Genomic DNA, 18,986 nt, shown 5'->3' with positions numbered 1-18,986 from the left:
ACTAAAGGCGCCTGTTTCACGGGTATGAGTCGGCCAAAGGGCCAGCTCCGCCGACACGCTTCAAGTACATCCCTGTATCGCTCGGCACATGCCGTCCATGGCATGTGACGGTCGGCGGAGCCGTTCCCTTTGTCCGCCTGCTCTGACATCAGTGTTGTCTGCTTGAGACAACCTAAAGCTTTCGCTTCCATCTATGGTCTTCTTATGAAAGGCGGCTTAACCCACCAGTAACATTGTTCACAATAATGTATTGATCAATGTCGGTCCTCCTGCTCTAATTCTCGCCGTTTCCTTTTCTTGTGCAGGAGTGTCCTCGATGGCGCTGTTGTCCGCGATGCTGGCCGGTATCAGCCAGATCTATTTTGTGAACCATCTGTTGGCCGGCCTCCTGATGCTGCTGGCGGTGGCCTGGGTCTCTCCCCATATGGCGTTGGCCATGGTGTTGGCCGTGGCCGCCGCTACCCTGCTGGCCCGCTGGCGACGCTGGGAGTCGGCGGCCTGGCGGGACGGCCTGTTCGGCTTCAACGCCGCCCTGGTGGGGCTGGCCATCGGCCTGTTTGCGCCGGCCAGTCCCTGGCTGCTGGTCCTGGCGGTGCTGGCCGGGGCGGCGTCCGCCGCCATTTACGCGGGGCTGCGTCGGCTGGCCGGCATTCCCTGGTATACGCTGCCCTTCAACCTGCTGGTGCTGCCCTGGCTGTATTTCAAAGGAACCCGGCTGATTGAGGTACCCGAGGGACACCAGTTTGCGCTGTCGGCGGTGGGGCAGGTGGTGTTCCTGCCTGACAGCCTGTCGGCCCTGCTGATCTGTGCCGCCCTCTCGCTGGCGGGGGCAGGGCTGTTGTGCTGGGCGGTGATCGGCGGGGTGCTGGCCAGCCTGGTCGCCTGGGGTCTGGGAGTCAGTATCGATTACATTACCTTCGGCCTGGCCGGCTACAATGGGGTGTTGGCCGCCATCGGCCTGTACTGGCACCGGCTGGCGCCGGGCTGGATACTGGCAGGCATTGCCGCCGCCGGGCTGATGAGCGGCCTGATGCTGCAACTGGGCCTGCCGATGCTGACCATGCCCTTCGTGCTGAGCTGCTGGCTTTGCCTGGCGTTGCGCCACGGGATTTGTTATCAGGGGAACAAACGCATTCGCGACAGGGAGAAAACATGAAACTGGGATTTATCGGGATCGGGCTGATGGGCCAGCCCATGACGCAACGGCTGCTGCAGGCGGGGTTCGAGGTACGGGTATGGAACCGCAGCCCGGACAAGCTGGCGGTGGTGAAGGCGGCCGGTGCCATCGAAGCGGCGAGCATTGCCGAGCTGGTGGAGCAGGTGGATCTGGTGCTTTTGTGCCTGGCCAACACCGCGGTGGTGGAAGAGGTGGTGTTCGGTGCCGGCGGCGTGGCCGGTCATGGTCGGGCCGGGCAGTTGCTGGTGGATTTTTCCAGCTCGGATCCGCAGGTGACCCGGGCCTTTGCCGCCCGGTTGCAGGACAGCTGTGGCATGGGCTGGGTGGACTCGCCTGTATCCGGAGGCGTGGCCGGTGCCGAGGCCGGCACCCTGGCCATCATGTGCGGTGGTGAGGCGGCGGACATAGCGCGCATTCGCCCTGTACTTGCCCCCCTGTCCCAGCGAGTTACCCATATGGGGCCCATCGGCGCCGGTCAGGTCACCAAGGTGTGTAACCAGATGATAGTGGGCTGCAACCTGATGGTACTGGCGGAGATGATGGCGCTGGCCAAATCCTGCGGCGTGGCGGCGGACAAGATCCCCGAGGCCCTGGCCGGCGGCTTCGCCGATTCCAGACCGATGCAGCTCACCGGCCCGTTGATGGCGGCGGAGTCGGATCCGGAGCCCAAGTGGCATGTGCGCACCCTGCTCAAGGATCTGGACATGGCGGTAGCCCAGAGCCAGCGTGCCGGCAGTGCCACCCCGATGTCCGGGCTGGCCGCTCAGCTGATGCGCCAACACGGCAGCCAGGGCTACCTGGAGCGGGATCCCGCCACCCTGATCAAGCTGTACAAGCAGTAATTAAAAAGGGAGCCGCCATGGCTCCCTCTCAGTTTAGAGACAAAGCGGTCTGTCCTACGGGGATAAGCCGGCCAAAGGGCCAACTCCACCGACACGCTATGAATACATCCATGTAAGCTCGCACATGCCATCCATGGCATGTAACGGTCGGCGGAGCCGCTCCCTTTGTCTGTCTGTTTTGGCATAGGTGTAGCCTGTCTGAGCCTTGCTGTCGGAGGGACAAACAAAAAAGGAGCCTCAGTGGCTCCCTTTCTGATTCAGGCTCTCTGCCGGATCACAGCGCCAGGCTATGGCGGTAGTAGTCGTTGGCCTTGGCCAGGTCCTTGTGCTTTTCCGCCAGGCCGGCCAACAGCACGTAGTCCCGGGCTGAAGGCTTTAGCGCCACCGCTCGTTGCAGCTGCTCTTCGGCCTGCTCGGGTTTGCCGTCCTTCAGGTACAACTGGCCCAGGGCGGAGTGCAGCTCGGGCAGACTTTCCTTCTTCGCCTTTTTCTCGAGGGTGCTGAGCAACGGGTGGTAGTCGCCCAGTTGCAGCCGGGTCAGGCAGTCCAGCAGTCGGGGATCCGTATGCTTGTCGAGTCCCTCCAGCAGCAACTGCTGGGCTTCCTTGTGGGCTTTGAGCCCGATCAGCCGGTCGCACAGGGGCGCCAGTATGTCGGCCCGGTATTTTTCCTTGCGCGGCAGCTCCTGCCACAGCGTGATCAGGCCTTCGCTGCCGTCGGCCCGGGCGGTGCTGTCAAGCCAGCCGGTGTAGGCCTGCTGCTGCAGCGCCTGCTTATCCTCGGCGTCGATCAGGCCCTGGCTGCTCAGGGCATCCAGGGTACCCAGCAACCGCTGCCATTCACCGGTGGCCAGGTAGACGTCCTTTTGCAGCTTGAGAATGGCCGGCTGGCTGCCGTAGTCCTTTTCCAGTTGTTGCACCCCGGCCAGGGCCTGTTCGTGCTGGCCCTGCTGGTACTGCAATCGGGCCTGGGTAATGCCCACCGCCAGGCCGGCACCCGGGCTCTGCTCATGAGCCTGGCGCAGGTAGTCGTCGCGCTTGCCGTCGAGGCCCTGGGCCTGGGCGGCGGCGGCGGCGTTCAGGTAGTTGAGCAGTGCCAGGTCGTTGCCCTTGGTTCCCTTGACCAGCATTTTCTCGGCGGTGGCGTAGTCTTCCGCCACCAGCGCCTGCATGCCGCTTTGGGTGTAGCTCAGCGCCTTGCGGCGACGGCGGCCCATGAACCAGCCGCGGGTGCGGTGGCTCAGGCCGAAGATGCGCCCCAGCAGCCATTCGATGAACAGCAGCAACAGGTAGAACAGCACCGCCGCCACCAGGAAAATGGTGACCGTGGTTTCGATGGTGTAGCTGCCGGCGGCGACCAGCACATAACCCTGGCGCCCGGTGAGGTCGGGTCCTATCATCAGGCCGGCCACCAGCATGGCGACGATAATCGCAAGACGTATCATGGTTTCCCCCTTACCGGCCGGTCAGCAGGCGTTGCAGCCGGTCGTCCAGCAACTGCTGCAGGCGATCCTGGGCGGAAAACTGCTCGGGATAGTCCACATCGATCTGCTGGCCGCTGAGCTGGTCGATTTGCTCCAGCATGAACTGGCGTACGCTGTCATCGGCGAAATAGCCCTGCAGCCACTGCCGGGACTGGGCCAGGGCGCTGTCGTATACTTCCTGTTGCTCACGGTAGACCGCCAATTGGGCCTGCAGCAGCTTGCCCTTGAGGTTTTCGCTCAGGTACCAGTGCTGCTGCGGCGACAGCAGGGCCTCGACGTTGCCGTCGCGGCGGCGTACCGTCACGAAGTTGTCGCTGAAGCTGGCCCAGCTCTTCTTCAGGTTTTCCTTCCAGTCACCGATGTCGCCGGACAGGGTGAAGTCCGGTTCTTCGGCCCGGGACATGATGATCCCGGCGAGCTTGAGCCGGTCGACCTGTTCGTTGATGCTGTTGAGCTTGATCACCAGTCCCTCCCGATCGACCTTCTGTACCGACTTGATGCCGGCGATGTCGTCCGCCAGGGCCTGGCGAATGGGCAACAGGCCGGGATCGTTGAGGGCGGCCAGGCGCTCGTCGGCGTTGGTCAGCATCATGGCCGCGGCTACCAGGTCCTGCTCCAGCCACAGCTTGCGGCCGGCCATGCGTACCAGGTACTCGGCTTCCGCCAGCATCCAGTCGTTGGGGCGCTTGCTGTCCAGATCCAGTACCTTGCGGGACAGGCCGTCGAGCTGCTCGGCGGTGCTGTTCTGGCTGGCGACGACGGCGGCGAGTCTGGCGTCCTGCTCGGCCTTGCCGGCCTGGAGCGCTGCCTGTTGCTGAGCCAACTCGGTCTGCAGCCGGTTCAACTGCTCGGCCTGGGCCACCGCCTGGTTATGACCGTGCCAGTACAGGCCGCCGGTCAGCAGGATAGCGAGGATAATGGCCACAATGGCCAGGATGCTGGCGGAAGAAGACGATTTCTGCTCTTTGGCGGCCGGGGTCGCCGGGGGCGACTCGGCCTTGCCTGACCCGGTCTCGGGCAGGGTGTCAGCGCTGCTGGTCACGGTTTTTGCTTGGTTATCTTGATTATTGTCTGTCATTCCTTTTCCTCTCATCCAGGGCGGCAATCAGCGCCTGGTTGGATGCACCTTCTGCATTGATGACCTGAGTGAATCCCAACCTCCTGGCACTATCGGCCACTCGGACGCTGGGCACAATCAATAAACGGCTTAGCAGCCAGTCCTTTGCGTGGGCGGCCAGTTGGAAAACATGGGTCAGCAAGCCGCCGCTGGTGACGATAATACTGTCGACCCCCGCGCTCTGCCAACTTTTCACCAGACTGCCGTCCGGATCGGTCCGGTAGTGGCGGCGGTAGACCTCGCAATAGTCCACTCGTGCGCCCCGTTGCTCCAGGGTCGGTGCAATCATATGGCGACCGCCGTCACCGCGCAGTATCACCACCCGGCAGCCGTCGAGCGTTTGCAATCCCGGCAGCGAGACGATGCCTTCGGAGCGGGGGTCTTCGGGCACGGTGGCGCCTGTGATGCCGGCACCGGCCAAAGCCCGGCCGGTGGCGTCACCCACCGCCACATAGTTGGCCGCCGGCCAGGCCAGGGCGCGCCGGCGCAGAGCATTATCGGTGAAAGTCACCGCCGGTACGCTGACCGTTATCACATAATCCCGGTGTGTCAGGGGGTCGAACAGGGCGGGGAGAGACCGCAGTCCGGCACCTTCACTGAAGCTCAGCAGCGGGCTGGCCACCGGCTGGTGGCCAGCCTCGAGCAATGACCGGCACAGGCTGTGTGCCTGGGGCTCGGGGCGTACCACCAGCGGGATCATGAACGATACACCTCATCCAGTATCTTGTCGGCCCCCCGGGCCAGCAGCCGCTTGGCCAGCTCGGCGCCCAGGGCTTCGCCCTGGCTGGCAAAACCGGTGATTTCTTCGAAGATGATCTGGCTGCCGTCGGGCTTGCCGACCAGGCCGCGCAGCCAGAGCTTGTCGCCTTCCAGCTCGGCATAGGCGCCGATAGGCACCTGGCACCCGCCTTGCAGCCCCTGGTTCATGGCCCGCTCCGCCATGACCCGCAAGCGGGTGGGGTAGTGATCCAGGGGGGCGAGCAATGTGAGCAATTCGGCGTCGTCCAGCCGGCATTCGATACCTACGGCACCCTGGCCGTTGGCAGGCAGACTCTCGTCCGGACTGAGCAGGCAGGCGATACGTGCCTCCAGTTCCAACCGTTTGAGACCGGCGGCGGCGAGGATGATGGCGTCGTATTCGCCCTCATCCAGCTTGCGCAGCCGGGTCTGCACGTTGCCGCGCAGGGTCTTGATCTGCAGGTCCGGCCGACGGGCACGGATCTGGCATTCCCGGCGCAGGCTGGCGGTGCCGACCACGGCGCCGGCGGGTAATTGGTCCAGGCTCTGGTACTGGTTGGACACAAAGGCGTCGCGCGGATCTTCACGCTCGCAGATCACGGTCAGACCCAGGCCCGCGGGAAATTCCACCGGCACGTCCTTCATCGAATGCACCGCGATATCGGCCCGGCCATCCAGCATGGCCTGTTCCAGCTCCTTGATAAACAGGCCCTTGCCGCCGATCTTGGACAGGGGAGTATCGAGCAGTACATCACCCTGGGTCGTCATCGGCACCAGCTCAACGGTGACATCGGGATACAGCTGTTCCAGCCGATCCTTGACATAATGGGCCTGCCACAGGGCCAGCAGGCTCTTGCGGGTGGCGATGCGGATGATGCGGTTTGCCATTTGAATCTCTTCTTTTGTCCATTAATGCGTCGATATTATCATCCCTGTCGACGTATTTCAGGGAAGAAAGCAGCGTAGTCAGGATGTTGCGAAAATGTGTCACGACAGATATTGTTCATTTACTGGCTAATTGTTACCATGATCACACTTTTGACCTGTTCCGGGTCTGTGTCGGTCCAACGAAGGCCTGTACCCTTGCACGCGAATTTTCACCGGCTCGTCGAGCGATGTGACCAGTTTAACCAGCAGAAGCAGGCTCGCGCCCTGGCGGTGATGAGCCGCTACGGCCAGCAGGTATTCCAGCTGCTGCCGGTGCTGTTGCACTACCACCATCCCCTGTTGCCTGGCTACCTGCCCGGGGACGTGCCCGCGGGTGTCTGCCACTTCCGGCCCAATGAGCGCCAGCAGGAATTCATCGACGAACTGTGTCAGGCGGCCAACGGCCACCAGGGGCTGGGAAACAGCCATTGTGAAATTTTCGGGCTCTATTCCATGGGCAGCACCTCGTCCATCGGTCAGTGCCGTCATTCGGATCTGGATGTCTGGGTCTGTTACTCCCACCTGATGGATCCGGAGCGGGTGGCGCTGTTGCAGCAAAAATGCCTGCTGATCTCCAAGTGGGCGGAGCAGCGTCAGGTGGAGCTTAATCTGTTCCTGATCCCCGACAACAAGTTCCGTACCGACAACCAACAGTGGGTACAGGGCGAAAGCTGCGGCAGTGCCCAGCATCTGCTGCTGCTGGACGAGTTTTACCGCAGCAACCTGCGCATCGCCGGCAAACGGCTGGTATGGATGTTCGCTCCCGGCAAGCTGGGGCCCAAGTACGACAGATTCGTGGCCGAGCAGTTTGCCAACGGCACCCTCAATACCGATGAGTGGCTGGATCTGGGCGGCTTCGCCCGCATTCCGGCGGAAGAATACTTCGGCTCTGCCCTGTGGCAGTTGTACAAGGGCATCGACTCGCCCTACAAGGCGGTGCTGAAGACGGTGCTGATGGAAGCCTATTCCCACGAGTACCCGGATACCCAGTTGCTGTGCCGCCACCTCAAGGGACACTTCCAGTCCTCGGAGGTGCTGGACGAGGACCAGGATCACTACATGCTGATGCTGGAAAAGGTGACCGGTTATCTCAAGTCCATCGGCGACGACAAGCGGCTCGATCTGGTACGGCGCTGTTTTTATCTGAAGGTCTCGGAGGGTCTTCATCTCACCCATGGCAACGATACCCAGTATGCCTGGCGGCGGCAGTTGATCAATCGGCTGGTGGCGGCCTGGGGCTGGCCGGCGGACAAGCTGGCCCGGCTCGACGACAGGGCCAACTGGAAGGTGGAAGAGGTCAAGGCCGCCTACGGTGAGCTGCTCGAAGCCCTGATGCAGAGCTACCGCAACCTGATCCAGTTTGCCCGGCGCAACAACATCAGCGAGTCGATCAACCCGGAAGATATCGGTATCCTGTCGCGCAAACTCTACGCCGCCTTCGAAAACCTGCCGGGCAAGGTACAGCTGATCAACCTGAAGATTGCCCCGGACCTGAGTGAACCGGATATCAGCCTGGTACAGGTCCCGGAAGGCCGACTCAACAAGGCGGGCTGGTATCTGTACAAGTATGGCCTGACCGCGACCGATATCATCGGCCGCAGTGCCCTGGAATACAGCGCCTATGCCGGCAAGCTGGTGGCCTGGGCCCATTTCAATGGCCTGCTGGTGGCCGGCACCCGGCTGCACCTGTTCAACCAGAATACGGATCTGACCCGGCGACACCTGCAGGAATTCTGCGGCGATTTGGCGAGGGTGTTCCCGGTGAGGATGCCATCCCCCACCAATCTGGCACTGAGCCGACCCTGTGAGGTGCGTAACCTGGGCATCTTCCTCAATCTGGAGCATGATCCTACCGCTCGCTGGCAGGACAGGCCCATCGAATTCAGTGCCAAGACCAGCGATCCCTTCAGCTTCGGCCATCAACTGGAGAATCTGGTGGGCTCGGTGGATCTGATTTACCGCAATTCCTGGGACGAGATCCGCACCCTGCACTTCAGCGGCCCGACCGCCGTGGTCGACGCGCTCACCACTGTCCTCGGCAAGATGCACCAGGACGCCAACGCTCCCGAGAGCCTGGATGTGTTCTGCTACAGTCTGCATTTCCGCAGCCTGATCCGAACCCGCTTTGAACAACTGGTGAAGGAATGCATCGGCCTGAGGCTGGCGCGCGCCCAGGGCAGCACCATCAAGACCCTGGTACTGGGTGCCGACAAGTACGGCATCTTTTTCGAACGGCGCGGAGTGAGCGTGCAGAGAATGGAAAACGCGGTGGACTTTTACCGCCAGCTTTCCAGCCAGAAGCAGTCACGCCACGCCCTGCGACTGGATCAGCGGGGCGACAAGTCGGTGCCGGACATAGTGGATGCCTATGCCAGCGAAGGACTGATGCAGTTTTTCTTCGAAGACAGCGGCGACGGCTACAACCTCTATATTCTCGATGAGGCGAACCGTATCGAGGTTTATCGCCAGGTGGCCGGTAGCAAGGACGAACTGGTGCAGAGCATCAACCGCTTCTACACCTCCCATCACGAGCACGTGGTGGGGCAGAGTCGCTTCGCCAACTTCAACCTGCCCCAGTACTACGATATCGTGACCGCCGACGGCCAGCCGAGGGTATTGCCCTATCGCACCGTCAAGGACGACAAGGACGGCTCCCGGACCTGCCTGGGTTAGAGCGCAAGCTCGGTATCGCCCTGGCGCCTGGCCTGCAGGCCGAGCCAGGCCAGCAGCTCATGGCCCTGGCGGTTGTCTATCCACTTGCCGGCCTGATAGGCGAAATGGTGGCCGTTTTCCCGGGTGGCCAGCCAGATCTGGTGTAGCGGCTCCTGGCGGTTGATCACGAACTTGACGCCGTTTTCGAAGGTGAGGGTCATGACGCTGCCGATGGTCTCACAGTCGATATCGACCCCGCTCTGGTCGATGCACTCTTCGATATGCTGGTAAATGGCGTCCGCCAAGGCATGGAATTCACTGTCTTTCATCGCCCGCTTCCTATTGCTTTTGAGAATCTGAATGCGATTATAAGAGCCTGTAACCATATTCACAGTCATACGATGAACAAATTCAAGCTGACCGCACTGGTCGCCCTGGCCCTGAGCCTGGCGGGTTGTGGCCTCAAGGGGCCCCTGACCCTGCCCGAAGCCCAGCAGGAGCGACCCCAGGTTGAACAGTCGTAAAGGAAATTACCTTGGATTATTTTAATTATCAGGACGATGGCCGCCTCTACGGCGAGGCCTGCGATCTCACCCGTCTGGCCGAGCAGCACGGTACCCCTCTCTATGTGTATTCCCGCGCGACCCTGGAGCGTCACTGGCGGGCCTTCGATCAGGCCGCCGGTGAGGTGGATCACCAGATCTGCTATGCGGTCAAGGCCAATTCCAACCTGGCGGTGCTGAATGTGCTGGCGCGGCTGGGCTCCGGCTTCGACATCGTCTCGAAGGGTGAACTGTGCCGGGTGATCGCCGCCGGCGGCGATCCGCGCAAGGTGGTGTTTTCCGGGGTCGGCAAGCGGGTCGACGAAATCCGCTTCGCCCTGGAGCAGGACATTTTCTGCTTCAACGTGGAGTCGGTGGCGGAGCTGGAACGCATCAACCGGGTGGCGGGTGATATGGGTAAAAAAGCGCCGATCTCCATCCGGGTCAACCCGGACATCGACGCCGGCACCCACCCCTATATTTCCACCGGCCTGAAGGAAAACAAGTTCGGTATTCCCATCGATCAGGCGCAGCAAATTTATCGCCTGGCGGCGGCCCTGCCCCATCTGGATGTCAATGGCGTGGATTGCCATATCGGCTCCCAGCTCACCGAGCTGTCTCCCTTCCTGGAGGCGGTGGACAAGCTGCTGGCGCTGATTGACGCCCTGGCCGAAGACGGCATCCATATCCACCACCTGGACGTGGGTGGCGGCCTGGGGGTGCGTTACGACCAGGAAGCGCCGCCCGAGCCCAGCCGCTACGCCGAACAGCTCAAGGCTCGCCTGCAGGACCGCAACCTGACCCTGGTGTTCGAACCCGGCCGTGCCATCGCCGCCAACGCCGGCGTGCTGTTGACCCGGGTGGAGCACCTCAAGCCCGGTGAAGCCAAAAATTTCGCCATCGTCGACGCCGCCATGAACGATCTGATCCGCCCGGCCCTGTACAGCGCCTGGCAGGCCATTATTCCGGTGGACTCGACCCTGCGGCGCGAAGCCGCCGTTTACGACGTGGTGGGGCCGGTGTGCGAGACCGGCGATTTTATCGGCAAGGACCGGGAACTGGCCATTGCCGAGGGCGATCTACTGGCGGTACGTTCGGCCGGCGCCTATGGTTTCGTCATGGCCTCCAACTACAACAGCCGGCCCCGGGCCGCCGAAGTCATGGTGGACGGGGAGCAGGCCTTTGTCGTGCGCGAACGGGAACAACTGACCGAGCTGTGGCAGGGCGAAAGCCTGTTGCCCGGCGCCTGAGGGGTGAGCGTGATCCACTTTTCCAAAATGCAGGGGCTCGGCAACGACTTTATGGTGGTCGATGGCGTCACCCAGAAGGTGTTTTTCAATCCCGAGGTGATCCGGCATCTCGCCGACCGTCATTTTGGCATCGGTTTCGATCAGCTGCTGCTGGTGGAGCCGCCCTATGATCCCGAGCTCGACTTCCATTACCGCATCTTCAACGCCGATGGCTCCGAGGTGGAGCAGTGCGGCAACGGCGCCCGCTGTTTCGCCCGCTTCGTACGGCTCAAGGGGCTGACCAACAAGGACAGGGTCAACGTCAGCACCCAGAAGGGCAACATAGTGCTGCAATTGGAAAAGGACAACCAGGTCACCGTCAACATGGGGGTGCCCGAGTTCGAGCCGGCCAATATTCCGTTCAAGGCCCAGAAGGCGGAGAAGACCTACCTGATCCGGGCCGAAGAGCAGACGGTGCTGTGTGGTGCCGTATCCATGGGCAACCCCCATTGTGTGCTGGAAGTGGATGATATCGACACCGAACTGGTGGCTACCCTGGGTCCCGAGCTGGAGAACCACGAGCGCTTTCCGGCCCGGGTCAATGTCGGTTTTATGCAGGTTATCAATGCGCGGGAAATCAGGCTGCGGGTGCACGAGCGTGGCGCCGGCGAGACCCTGGCCTGCGGCACCGGCGCCTGTGCGGCGGCGGTGATGGGCATGAGCTGGGGCAAGCTGGCCGACCGGGTACAGGTACACCTGCCCGGCGGTACCCTCACCATCGCCTGGAAGGGGCCGGGCAAGCCGGTGTACATGACCGGCCCGGCGGAACACGTTTTCGACGGACAGATCAACCTATGACCGACAGAACCCAACGGGCGGAAATCAGCCTGGATGATAGACAGATTGTCGAGTACCTGGCCTCGCAACCGGATTTCTTCGTGCGTCAGCAGGGGCTGCTGGAGCAGCTGCGGCTGCCCCATGAGCACCGGGGCAGCGTCTCCCTGGTGGAGGCCAAGCTGGAACGCCAGCGCCAGCGCATCCATGCCCTGGAAGAGGACATTACCCAACTGATGACGGTGGCCGGAGAGAACGAGCGCATCTTCCGGGTCTACCTGGACCTGTTCCCCCGGCTGTTCGAATGTACCAGCCTGGGGGAGCTGGAACGGTGCATGCGCCATACCCTGCAGGAGCAGTTGCGGGTGTCGGCACTCAGGCTGGTGCCGGACGCCCGCTGGCATCCGTCGGCACAGGCCCTGGATGGCGAGCAATTGGAGCGGCTGTACCGGGAGCGGATGGCGGGCCAGGACGTGTACCTGGGCCGGCTCGGCAAGGACGAAAAACAGCGGCTGTTCCACGATGCCCTGGTCAACTCCTGCGCCCTGATCCGCCTGGGGCGGGAAGGGGAGATGGGGCTGCTGGCCTTCGGCAGCGCCGACAGCAGCCACTACCGCTCGGGCATGGATACCCTGATCATCCGCCAGCTCGCCGACTTCCTCGCGCTGTTGCTGCCCCGGCTGGTGGCCGATGGCGAGGCCTGAACCGGGCGCGCCTAAGCCGACCGCGCCCGAACTGGCCGCGGCCATCGCCGATTTCCTCGAATACCTGCGGGTGGAGCGCCAACTGAGCGTCCACACCCGCGACGGTTACGGTCGCCACCTGCATGCCATGGCCGGGCAACTGGCCGAGCAGCGCCTCAGCCAGTGGCGGGAACTGAGCGTGGCCCATGTGCGCGGCCTGGCCACCCGCCTGCACAAGCAGGGGCTGTCGCCCCGCTCCATCGCCGCCAAGCTCAGCGCCCTGCGCAGCTTCTGCGACTGGCTTGTGCTACAGGGCCAGCTCGCCGCCAATCCCGCCAAGGGCGTCAGCGCGCCCAAGCAGGGCCGACCCCTGCCCAAGAACCTGGACGTGGACGAACTGCACCAGCTGATGAACCTCGACGAGGCAGACCCGCTGGCGGTGCGGGACAGGGCCATCATGGAACTGATGTATTCTTCCGGCCTGCGCCTGGACGAACTGGTCAGTCTCGACCTGGGCGATGTCCAGTTTGCCGAGCGCCAGCTGCGGGTGATCGGCAAGGGCAACAAGGAGCGTATCCTGCCGGTAGGGCGGATGGCGCTGGAATGGCTGGAAAAGTGGCTGTCGGTGCGGGGCGAGCTGGCCGGCCCCGACGAGCCGGCGCTGTTCGTCAGCCTGCGGCGCCGGCGCATTTCCCATCGCAGCGTGCAGCTGCGCCTGGCCAAGCGTGGACAACAGCAGGCGCTGTCGAGCCATATCCACCCCCACAAGCTGCGCCACTCCTTCGCCACCCATATGCTGGAGTCGAGCGGCGACCTGCGTGCCGTGCAGGAACTGCTGGGCCACGCGGACCTGGCCACCACCCAGATCTACACCCACCTCGACTTCCAGCACCTGGCCAACGCCTACGACCAGGCCCACCCCAGGGCCAAAAGGCGCAAGGAAGAGGAATAGCCGGCCCAATCCCCAAGACCTGGCACCGGTTTTTTGGTTAGAATCCCCCCACCTCCCTTTACCCGGAACCCAGGATGCGCTTTTACAAACGACTCGGCCCCGTCAAGGTGCTTAGCTTCGATCTGGACGATACCCTGTACGACAACGTGCCGGTGATGGCGGCGGCGGAAGCCTGGCTGCTCAACGCCCTGAAGCAGGATCACCCCGAATCCACCCTGCTCGGCAAGGAACAGCTGGCGGCAGTCAAGCGGCAACTGCTGCAGGAAAAGCCCGAACTGGCCCACGATGTGAGCGCCTGCCGGCGGGCGGTACTGACCGAGGGCCTGTGCCGCCAGGGGGTGGCCGAGGCGCGGGCCGGCCTGCTGGCCGAGGAATATTACCAGGGCTTTCTGGCCGAACGCGGTCGCATCCGGGTGCCCGAGGTGACCCACAGGGTGCTCTCTACCCTGGGCCTGCGCCACCGGCTGGCGGTGATCACCAACGGCAACCTGCCGTTGGAGCGCACCGAACTGGCGCCCTATTTCGAGACGGTGCTCAGGGCCGGGCCCGACGGGCGGATGAAGCCGGCACCGGACATGTTTCTGACCCTGGCCGAACGGTTGGGGGTGGCGCCGTCCGAGATCCTGCATATCGGCGACCATATCAATACCGACGTGGCCGGTGCCGTACGCAGTGGTTGCCAGGCGGTGTGGCTCAACGACAACGGCCGCAGCGAAGCGGACCTGCATTGTCTGCCCCAGGTGACCCTGGAGCGGTTGGAGCAACTGCTGGAGCTGTTATAATCGCCGGCATACTGTAAATATTCCCAGGAGATGTGATGGATGTATCCAGCCTGCTTGACGGCATGAACGACAAGCAAAGAGAGGCGGTAGCCGCCCCTTCCCAGAACATGCTGGTGTTGGCCGGGGCCGGCAGCGGCAAGACCCGGGTGCTGGTGCATCGCATCGCCTGGCTGATGCAGGTGGAGCAGGTGCCGGCCTCCGCCATACTGGCGGTCACCTTCACCAACAAGGCCGCCGCCGAGATGCGCGGCCGGGTGGAGCAATTGCTGGGCGGGCGCCTGTTCGGGCTCTGGCTCGGCACCTTCCACGGCCTGGCCCACCGGCTGCTGCGGGCCCACCACCTGGACGCCAGCCTGCCCCAGGACTTCCAGATCCTCGATTCGGACGATCAACTGCGGCTGCTGCGCCGCATCCTCAAGAGCCTGAACCTGGACGAAAAACAGTGGCCGCCGCGCCAGGCCGCCGGCTTTATCAACGCCCGCAAGGACGAGGGTCTGCGCCCGGGCGATATCCAGGTGCTCAACGACCCGCTGCAGAAGACCTACCGCCAGATCTACCAGGTCTACCAGGACACCTGCGACCGGGCTGGGCTGGTGGACTTCGCCGAGCTGCTGCTGCGCGCCCACGAGCTGTGGCTGCACAAGCCGCACATACTACAGCACTACCAGGACCGGTTCCGCCATATCCTGGTGGACGAGTTCCAGGACACCAACAGCATCCAGTACGCCTGGCTGCGGATGCTGGCCGGTGACAAGGCCAGGGTGATGATAGTGGGCGACGACGACCAGTCCATCTACGGCTGGCGCGGGGCCCGGGTGGAGAACATCGCCCGCTTCCTGGCCGACTTTCCCGGTGCCGAGACCGTCCGCCTGGAGCAGAACTACCGCTCCACCGGCACCATCCTCAAGGCCGCCAATACCCTGATCGCCAACAATGCCGAGCGCATGGGTAAGGAGCTGTGGACCGAGGGCGCCGAGGGCGCGCCCATCGCCATCTACAGTGCCTTCAACGAGGTGGACGAGGCCCGCTTCGTGGTGGAGCGTATCAAGCAGTGGCGCCAGCAGGACGGAAGCTTAAGCGACACCGCCATCCTCTACCGCAACAACGCCCAGTCGCGGGTGCTGGAAGAGGCGTTGATCCAGGAGCGCCTGCCTTACCGCATCTACGGCGGCCTGCGCTTCTTCGAACGGCAGGAGATCAAGGATGCCCTCGGCTACCTGCGGTTGCTCAACAACCGCGGCGACGAAGCCTCCTTCGAGCGCATCGTCAACACCCCCACCCGGGGCATCGGCGAGCGCACCCTGGGGCTGATTCGCGACGCCGCCCGGGACCGGCAGCAGACCCTGTGGCAGTCGGCCTGGGCGCTGGTGGAGGAAAAAGTGCTCACCGGCCGGGCCGCCTCGGCGGTGAGCCGCTTCCTGGCGCTGATCAACCAGCTGGAGGACGACACCCGGGAGCTGCCGCTGCATGTGCAGACCGACAGGGTGATCGAGTTGTCCGGGCTCAAGGCCATGTACCTGGCGGAAAAGGGCGAGAAGGCCCAGTCCCGGGTGGAAAACCTGGAGGAACTGGTCAGCGCCACCCGCCAGTTCAGCCCGGCGGAGGAGGACGAGATGTCGCCGCTGTCGGCCTTTCTGTCCCATGCCGCGCTGGAGGCGGGTGAGGGCCAGGCGGATCAGTTCGACGACGCGGTGCAACTGATGACGCTGCACTCGGCCAAGGGCCTGGAGTTCCCGCTGGTATTCATGGTGGGGGTGGAAGAGGGCATGTTCCCCAGCCAGCTGTCGGCGGAGGAGAGCCGGCGGCTGGAGGAGGAACGCCGCCTGGCCTACGTGGGCATGACCCGGGCCATGAACAAGCTCTACATCAGCCATGCGGAGAGCCGGCGCCTCTACGGCCGGGAGATGTTCCACCGGCCCAGCCGCTTTATCAAGGAACTGCCCGCCGACTGCCTGGAGGAGATCCGGCTCAAGGCGAAAGTCACCCGGGCCCTGCCCAACGGCCGCTTCAGCCAGGACCGGGTGCAGGAAACCTTCGACCAGACCGGCTTTCGCCTGGGCCAGCGGGTGCAGCATCCCAAGTTCGGCGAGGGGGTGGTGCTCAACTTCGAGGGCGCCGGCGCCCAGAGCCGGGTGCAGGTCAACTTCGACGACGGCGGCGCCAAGTGGCTGGTCACCGCCTACGCCCGGCTGGAAGCGCTCTGAGTTTGATGTCGATCAGCGTCGGGAGCTAGCGGCCGTGGTACAACTGCGGCGCTTGTTCAATCCGGAGACCGACATGACCCATGCCCACGACTTTCTGCACGCCCTGCTGGCCCACGCCCGGCCGGTGCCCGCCGCCGATATCCATGCCTTCGTGGCCGAACGCTTCGGCGAGGCGGCCCGTTTCTGCACCTGCTCTCACCAGGATCTGAGCCTGGACGAACTGCTGCCGTTGATGCAGGCCAAGGGCAAGCTGGTGCTGACCGAGCAGGGCTGGCAGCTCAACTTCGCCGAAGTCTGCGCGCACTGAGCCTTTTAGGGGCCGGCATTTGGCCGGCCCCTGTCATACCCTCGTCAATTCACCCGCCACCAACCACAGGATAGAGCCGGCCACACCGCAGAACAGCAGGCCGCAGAGGGCATTGATCGGCCGGCTCCAGGCCAGCAGCCGGGTCTGCACCCGGGGCGACGACAGCCACCAGGCCAGGGCCAGGAACCACAGCAGGCTGAGCAGGAACAGTTCCAGCACCAGCAGGCCCCGGGTCAGCCAGCTCACCTCGGGCCCGACCAGAGCGGCGAGCAGGCCGATAAAGAACACCAGCGCCTTGGGGTTGAGCAAATTGGTATTGAACCCGATCCAGAATCCCCTGTCCGGCACCCCGGCTGCGGCACCGACCGCAGCCGGGGTGGAGGCCCGCGCCGCCCTGAGCGCGCCCCAGCCCAGCCAGCCCAGGTAGGCGGCGCCGAGCAGCCGGACCAGGGTAAACAGCAGCGGGTGCGCCTGGATCAGCAGGCTGATGCCGGTAAGGCTGAGCAGGCTGTGCACCAGTATGCCGGCGGCGATACCGCTGGCCGCGCCCAAGGCGGCCCGGCGCCGGGCCGAGAAACGCAGCATCAGCGCCAGGTCGGGCCCGGGGCTGGCCAGTGCCACCAGATGGATAAGGCCTATGGTCAGAAGAAGGGGGATGTCCATGTTCGGCTCCTGTGAGGGGAATGCTCACAGCCTAGGGCGTCGGCGGGCCGCCGGCTTGTAACTTATTGCATCTGGGCGCGGAAGCGGGCGGGGGTGATGCGATAGGCGGCCACGAAGGCGCGATGGAAGTGGGCCTGATCGAAAAAGCCCACCGCCAGGGCGGTGTCGGCGACGGCGCGGCCCAGGGCCAGGTGTTTCTTGGCGGCCTCCAGCCGCAGCCGCCGGAGGTAGGCGTGGGGCGTTATGCCCATGGCTGCCTTGAACCGGCGCAAAAACTGGAAACGCGAGAGGCCGGCGTCGGCGGCGAGTTGCTCCAGGGGGTGGGGCTGGTCCAGCCCGGCCAGCAGCCGTTCGCGCAGCCGGCCGAGGGCGGCGGCCTCCAGCGGCCCTTTGTCCCTGTACGGGAAGAAGCCGGACAGCAGGGCCAGCAACTGGGTTTCGGCTTCTTCCGGGGCCAGTGCCCCTTGTTCCAGTTGCCGGTGCAGCACCAGGCTCTGCCGGTAGATTTGGGGTTGGTGCAGCAGGGGCCGGCCGAAGAAGAAGGACGGGGGCTGCTCCAGCTCTTCCGCCAGACAGGCCATCAGCTCCGGGGCGAGGGAGAAGACCCGCACCCTAAAACCCAGTTCGCCGAAGCAGCTGCCGTCGTGGGCGATGTCCGGGTTGAGCAGCGACAGCTGGCCCGGTGCCAGCGGCGCCGAGCTGCCCTGGTGGATGAAGTTCTGCGCCCCCTGCTCGACCAGGCCGATATGGTAGTCGAGGTGGATATGGCGGCCGTAGCGGAAGGCCACATGATCCGCCAGGCACAGTTCCAGGCCGTCCAGGCCCGGGTATTTCCAGTATTTGACGTCGCTCATCCCGCTATTTTAGCGGCTCCGGACCGCCGCTGTTTTGTAAAACATTGCGCCGCCGCTGGCGCAGGCCGTCCAGGGTGTAGATTACCAGCGCGGTCCAGATCAGGGCGAAGGTGATCAGCTTGTCCTGGGTGAAGGGCTCGTTGTAGAGCAGCACCGCCAGCAGGAACATCAGGCTGGGCCCCAGGTACTGGAAGAAGCCGAGGGTGGACAGCCGCAGGCGCCTGGCGGCGCCGGCGAACAGCAGCAGCGGTGCCGTGGTAACGATGCCGGCGGAGATCAACCAGAGGTTGAGGCTGAGCGGATTTTCGCCCAGGTGGCTGGTGGTGGTGTCGGCAAAGCCCCACAGGTAGAGGGCGGCGGCGGGCAGCAGCACCAGGGTTTCCAGCATCAGGCCGGTAAAGGGGTCGACCGGCACCTTCTTGCGGATCAGGCCGTAGCAGCCGAAAGAGCATGCCAGCACCAGCGCTACCCAGGGCAGGCTGCCGAACACCAGTATCTGGATGGCGACGCCCAGGCTGGCCAGTCCCACCGCCAGCCACTGCATGGTGCGGAAACGCTCGCCCAGGAACAGCATGGCCAGCACTATGTTGAACAGCGGGTTGATGTAGTAGCCCAGGCTGGCATCCAGCATATGATCGTTGTTGACCGCCCAGATGAACACCAGCCAGTTGAGGCCGATGGTGACCGACGACAACCCCAACAGCAGCAGCTGGCGCGGGGTGCGCAATATGGCCCTGACCCGGGGCCAGTAACCGAGGGCACTGATCAGCGCCAGCAGCAGCAGGAAGGACCAGATCACCCTGTGGGTGAGAACCTCGAGGGCCGGTACGGCGATCAGCTGCTTGAAATACAGGGGGGCGATACCCCATAGGAAATAGGCGCCCAGGGCGAACAGGGCTCCCTGGGCGGCGTGGTCTTTTTCCATGGTCAGAAATCTGGTGAGAGGCTAGAAACCCAGTTTAGCCACAATAGCGGTTGGCTGACCAGTAGCGAATGTAAC

General features: G+C 63.8%; 19 protein-coding genes. 11 read left to right on the top strand and 8 right to left on the bottom strand.

The annotated features are described in order from the left end of the window. Positions 1 to 316: 316 nt before the first annotated feature. Positions 317 to 1,156 (top strand): urea transporter, encoded by an 840-nt coding sequence (locus ACEVBK_RS19360; protein WP_375056509.1) that lies wholly within the window; start codon positions 317 to 319, stop codon positions 1,154 to 1,156. Beyond that, complete coding sequence (locus tag ACEVBK_RS19355; RefSeq protein WP_375056507.1) at positions 1,153 to 2,019, top strand: NAD(P)-dependent oxidoreductase; 867 nt, start codon at positions 1,153 to 1,155, stop codon at positions 2,017 to 2,019. Before ACEVBK_RS19360 ends, ACEVBK_RS19355 begins: the two co-directional genes overlap by 4 nt. Before the next feature lie 274 nt (positions 2,020 to 2,293). On the opposite strand, the gene ACEVBK_RS19350 is transcribed toward ACEVBK_RS19355, so the two are convergent. Genes ACEVBK_RS19350 through hemC form a run of 4 tightly spaced genes read right to left on the bottom strand, consistent with a single transcriptional unit; the run spans position 2,294 to position 6,245 of the window. Next, on the bottom strand, positions 2,294 to 3,463 hold the full coding sequence (locus ACEVBK_RS19350; protein WP_375056506.1) for a heme biosynthesis HemY N-terminal domain-containing protein: 1,170 nt from the start codon (positions 3,461 to 3,463) through the stop codon (positions 2,294 to 2,296). 10 nt (positions 3,464 to 3,473) lie between these two features. Beyond that, positions 3,474 to 4,544, bottom strand: coding sequence for a uroporphyrinogen-III C-methyltransferase (locus tag ACEVBK_RS19345; protein ID WP_375056505.1), 1,071 nt, complete (start codon positions 4,542 to 4,544; stop codon positions 3,474 to 3,476). A gap of 22 nt (positions 4,545 to 4,566) precedes the next feature. Continuing rightward, a complete protein-coding gene (locus ACEVBK_RS19340; protein ID WP_375056504.1) occupies positions 4,567 to 5,319 on the bottom strand; it encodes a uroporphyrinogen-III synthase in 753 nt (250 codons plus the stop codon). Next, on the bottom strand, positions 5,316 to 6,245 hold the full coding sequence (hemC, locus tag ACEVBK_RS19335; protein ID WP_375056503.1) for a hydroxymethylbilane synthase: 930 nt from the start codon (positions 6,243 to 6,245) through the stop codon (positions 5,316 to 5,318). The genes ACEVBK_RS19340 and hemC overlap by 4 nt, the downstream gene beginning before the upstream one ends. Positions 6,246 to 6,440: 195 nt before the next feature. Here hemC and ACEVBK_RS19330 point away from each other — a divergent pair, with 195 nt between their 5' ends. Next, a complete protein-coding gene (locus tag ACEVBK_RS19330; protein ID WP_375056502.1) occupies positions 6,441 to 8,957 on the top strand; it encodes a class I adenylate cyclase in 2,517 nt (838 codons plus the stop codon). Here the strand turns inward: ACEVBK_RS19330 and cyaY are convergent. Then, positions 8,954 to 9,265 carry an iron donor protein CyaY gene (gene cyaY / locus ACEVBK_RS19325; protein WP_375056501.1) on the bottom strand — a complete coding sequence of 104 codons (312 nt, stop codon included), beginning with the start codon at positions 9,263 to 9,265 and terminating at the stop codon, positions 8,954 to 8,956. The two genes, ACEVBK_RS19330 and cyaY, sit on opposite strands and share 4 nt — an antisense overlap. A gap of 72 nt (positions 9,266 to 9,337) precedes the next feature. Between cyaY and ACEVBK_RS19320 the strand changes: the two genes are divergently transcribed. From ACEVBK_RS19320 to ACEVBK_RS19285, 8 genes are all read left to right on the top strand, one after another. Continuing rightward, the gene (locus ACEVBK_RS19320; RefSeq protein ID WP_375056500.1) at positions 9,338 to 9,460 is read left to right on the top strand and encodes a lipoprotein; all 123 of its coding nucleotides are present in this window, start codon (positions 9,338 to 9,340) and stop codon (positions 9,458 to 9,460) included. A gap of 11 nt (positions 9,461 to 9,471) precedes the next feature. Then, positions 9,472 to 10,728: a diaminopimelate decarboxylase gene (gene lysA / locus ACEVBK_RS19315; protein ID WP_375056499.1), complete on the top strand. Its 1,257-nt coding sequence runs from the start codon at positions 9,472 to 9,474 to the stop codon at positions 10,726 to 10,728. 9 nt (positions 10,729 to 10,737) lie between these two features. Further along, positions 10,738 to 11,565 (top strand): diaminopimelate epimerase, encoded by an 828-nt coding sequence (gene dapF / locus ACEVBK_RS19310; protein WP_375056498.1) that lies wholly within the window; start codon positions 10,738 to 10,740, stop codon positions 11,563 to 11,565. After that, positions 11,562 to 12,245: a DUF484 family protein gene (locus tag ACEVBK_RS19305; RefSeq protein ID WP_375056497.1), complete on the top strand. Its 684-nt coding sequence runs from the start codon at positions 11,562 to 11,564 to the stop codon at positions 12,243 to 12,245. Before dapF ends, ACEVBK_RS19305 begins: the two co-directional genes overlap by 4 nt. Further along, on the top strand, positions 12,232 to 13,176 hold the full coding sequence (xerC, locus tag ACEVBK_RS19300; protein ID WP_375056496.1) for a tyrosine recombinase XerC: 945 nt from the start codon (positions 12,232 to 12,234) through the stop codon (positions 13,174 to 13,176). The genes ACEVBK_RS19305 and xerC overlap by 14 nt, the downstream gene beginning before the upstream one ends. 74 nt (positions 13,177 to 13,250) lie before the next feature. Further along, positions 13,251 to 13,958: an HAD-IA family hydrolase gene (locus tag ACEVBK_RS19295; protein WP_375056495.1), complete on the top strand. Its 708-nt coding sequence runs from the start codon at positions 13,251 to 13,253 to the stop codon at positions 13,956 to 13,958. A 35-nt stretch (positions 13,959 to 13,993) separates the two neighbouring features. Beyond that, positions 13,994 to 16,162: a DNA helicase II gene (gene uvrD, locus ACEVBK_RS19290; protein WP_375056494.1), complete on the top strand. Its 2,169-nt coding sequence runs from the start codon at positions 13,994 to 13,996 to the stop codon at positions 16,160 to 16,162. 34 nt (positions 16,163 to 16,196) lie between these two features. Then, positions 16,197 to 16,469, top strand: a complete 273-nt coding sequence (locus tag ACEVBK_RS19285; protein WP_375056492.1) for a YecH family metal-binding protein — start codon at positions 16,197 to 16,199, stop codon at positions 16,467 to 16,469. A gap of 33 nt (positions 16,470 to 16,502) precedes the next feature. Here ACEVBK_RS19285 and ACEVBK_RS19280 read toward each other — a convergent pair whose 3' ends face one another. From ACEVBK_RS19280 to rarD, 3 genes are all read right to left on the bottom strand, one after another. Then, positions 16,503 to 17,132: a LysE family translocator gene (locus ACEVBK_RS19280; protein ID WP_375056491.1), complete on the bottom strand. Its 630-nt coding sequence runs from the start codon at positions 17,130 to 17,132 to the stop codon at positions 16,503 to 16,505. A 62-nt stretch (positions 17,133 to 17,194) separates the two neighbouring features. Next, positions 17,195 to 17,986, bottom strand: a complete 792-nt coding sequence (locus ACEVBK_RS19275) for a helix-turn-helix domain-containing protein (protein ID WP_375056490.1) — start codon at positions 17,984 to 17,986, stop codon at positions 17,195 to 17,197. Positions 17,987 to 17,990: 4 nt separating this feature from the next. Continuing rightward, positions 17,991 to 18,911: an EamA family transporter RarD gene (gene rarD / locus ACEVBK_RS19270; protein ID WP_375056489.1), complete on the bottom strand. Its 921-nt coding sequence runs from the start codon at positions 18,909 to 18,911 to the stop codon at positions 17,991 to 17,993. Positions 18,912 to 18,986: the final 75 nt, after the last annotated feature.

The organism is Zobellella sp. DQSA1 (genome assembly GCF_041950555.1).
Lineage (GTDB): Bacteria > Pseudomonadota > Gammaproteobacteria > Enterobacterales > Aeromonadaceae > Oceanimonas.
This window is presented reverse-complemented; position numbering and strand designations above follow the sequence as displayed.

Coding starts and splice junctions, on each gene's coding strand:
- ACEVBK_RS19360 (WP_375056509.1), top strand. CDS start 317: ATGGCGCTGTTGTCCGCGATGCTGGCCGGTATCAGCCAGATCTATTTT.
- ACEVBK_RS19355 (WP_375056507.1), top strand. CDS start 1,153: ATGAAACTGGGATTTATCGGGATCGGGCTGATGGGCCAGCCCATGACG.
- ACEVBK_RS19350 (WP_375056506.1), bottom strand. CDS start 3,463: ATGATACGTCTTGCGATTATCGTCGCCATGCTGGTGGCCGGCCTGATG.
- ACEVBK_RS19340 (WP_375056504.1), bottom strand. CDS start 5,319: ATGATCCCGCTGGTGGTACGCCCCGAGCCCCAGGCACACAGCCTGTGC.
- hemC (WP_375056503.1), bottom strand. CDS start 6,245: ATGGCAAACCGCATCATCCGCATCGCCACCCGCAAGAGCCTGCTGGCC.
- cyaY (WP_375056501.1), bottom strand. CDS start 9,265: ATGAAAGACAGTGAATTCCATGCCTTGGCGGACGCCATTTACCAGCAT.
- ACEVBK_RS19320 (WP_375056500.1), top strand. CDS start 9,338: ATGAACAAATTCAAGCTGACCGCACTGGTCGCCCTGGCCCTGAGCCTG.
- ACEVBK_RS19305 (WP_375056497.1), top strand. CDS start 11,562: ATGACCGACAGAACCCAACGGGCGGAAATCAGCCTGGATGATAGACAG.
- xerC (WP_375056496.1), top strand. CDS start 12,232: ATGGCGAGGCCTGAACCGGGCGCGCCTAAGCCGACCGCGCCCGAACTG.
- ACEVBK_RS19295 (WP_375056495.1), top strand. CDS start 13,251: ATGCGCTTTTACAAACGACTCGGCCCCGTCAAGGTGCTTAGCTTCGAT.
- uvrD (WP_375056494.1), top strand. CDS start 13,994: ATGGATGTATCCAGCCTGCTTGACGGCATGAACGACAAGCAAAGAGAG.
- ACEVBK_RS19280 (WP_375056491.1), bottom strand. CDS start 17,132: ATGGACATCCCCCTTCTTCTGACCATAGGCCTTATCCATCTGGTGGCA.
- ACEVBK_RS19275 (WP_375056490.1), bottom strand. CDS start 17,986: ATGAGCGACGTCAAATACTGGAAATACCCGGGCCTGGACGGCCTGGAA.
- rarD (WP_375056489.1), bottom strand. CDS start 18,911: ATGGAAAAAGACCACGCCGCCCAGGGAGCCCTGTTCGCCCTGGGCGCC.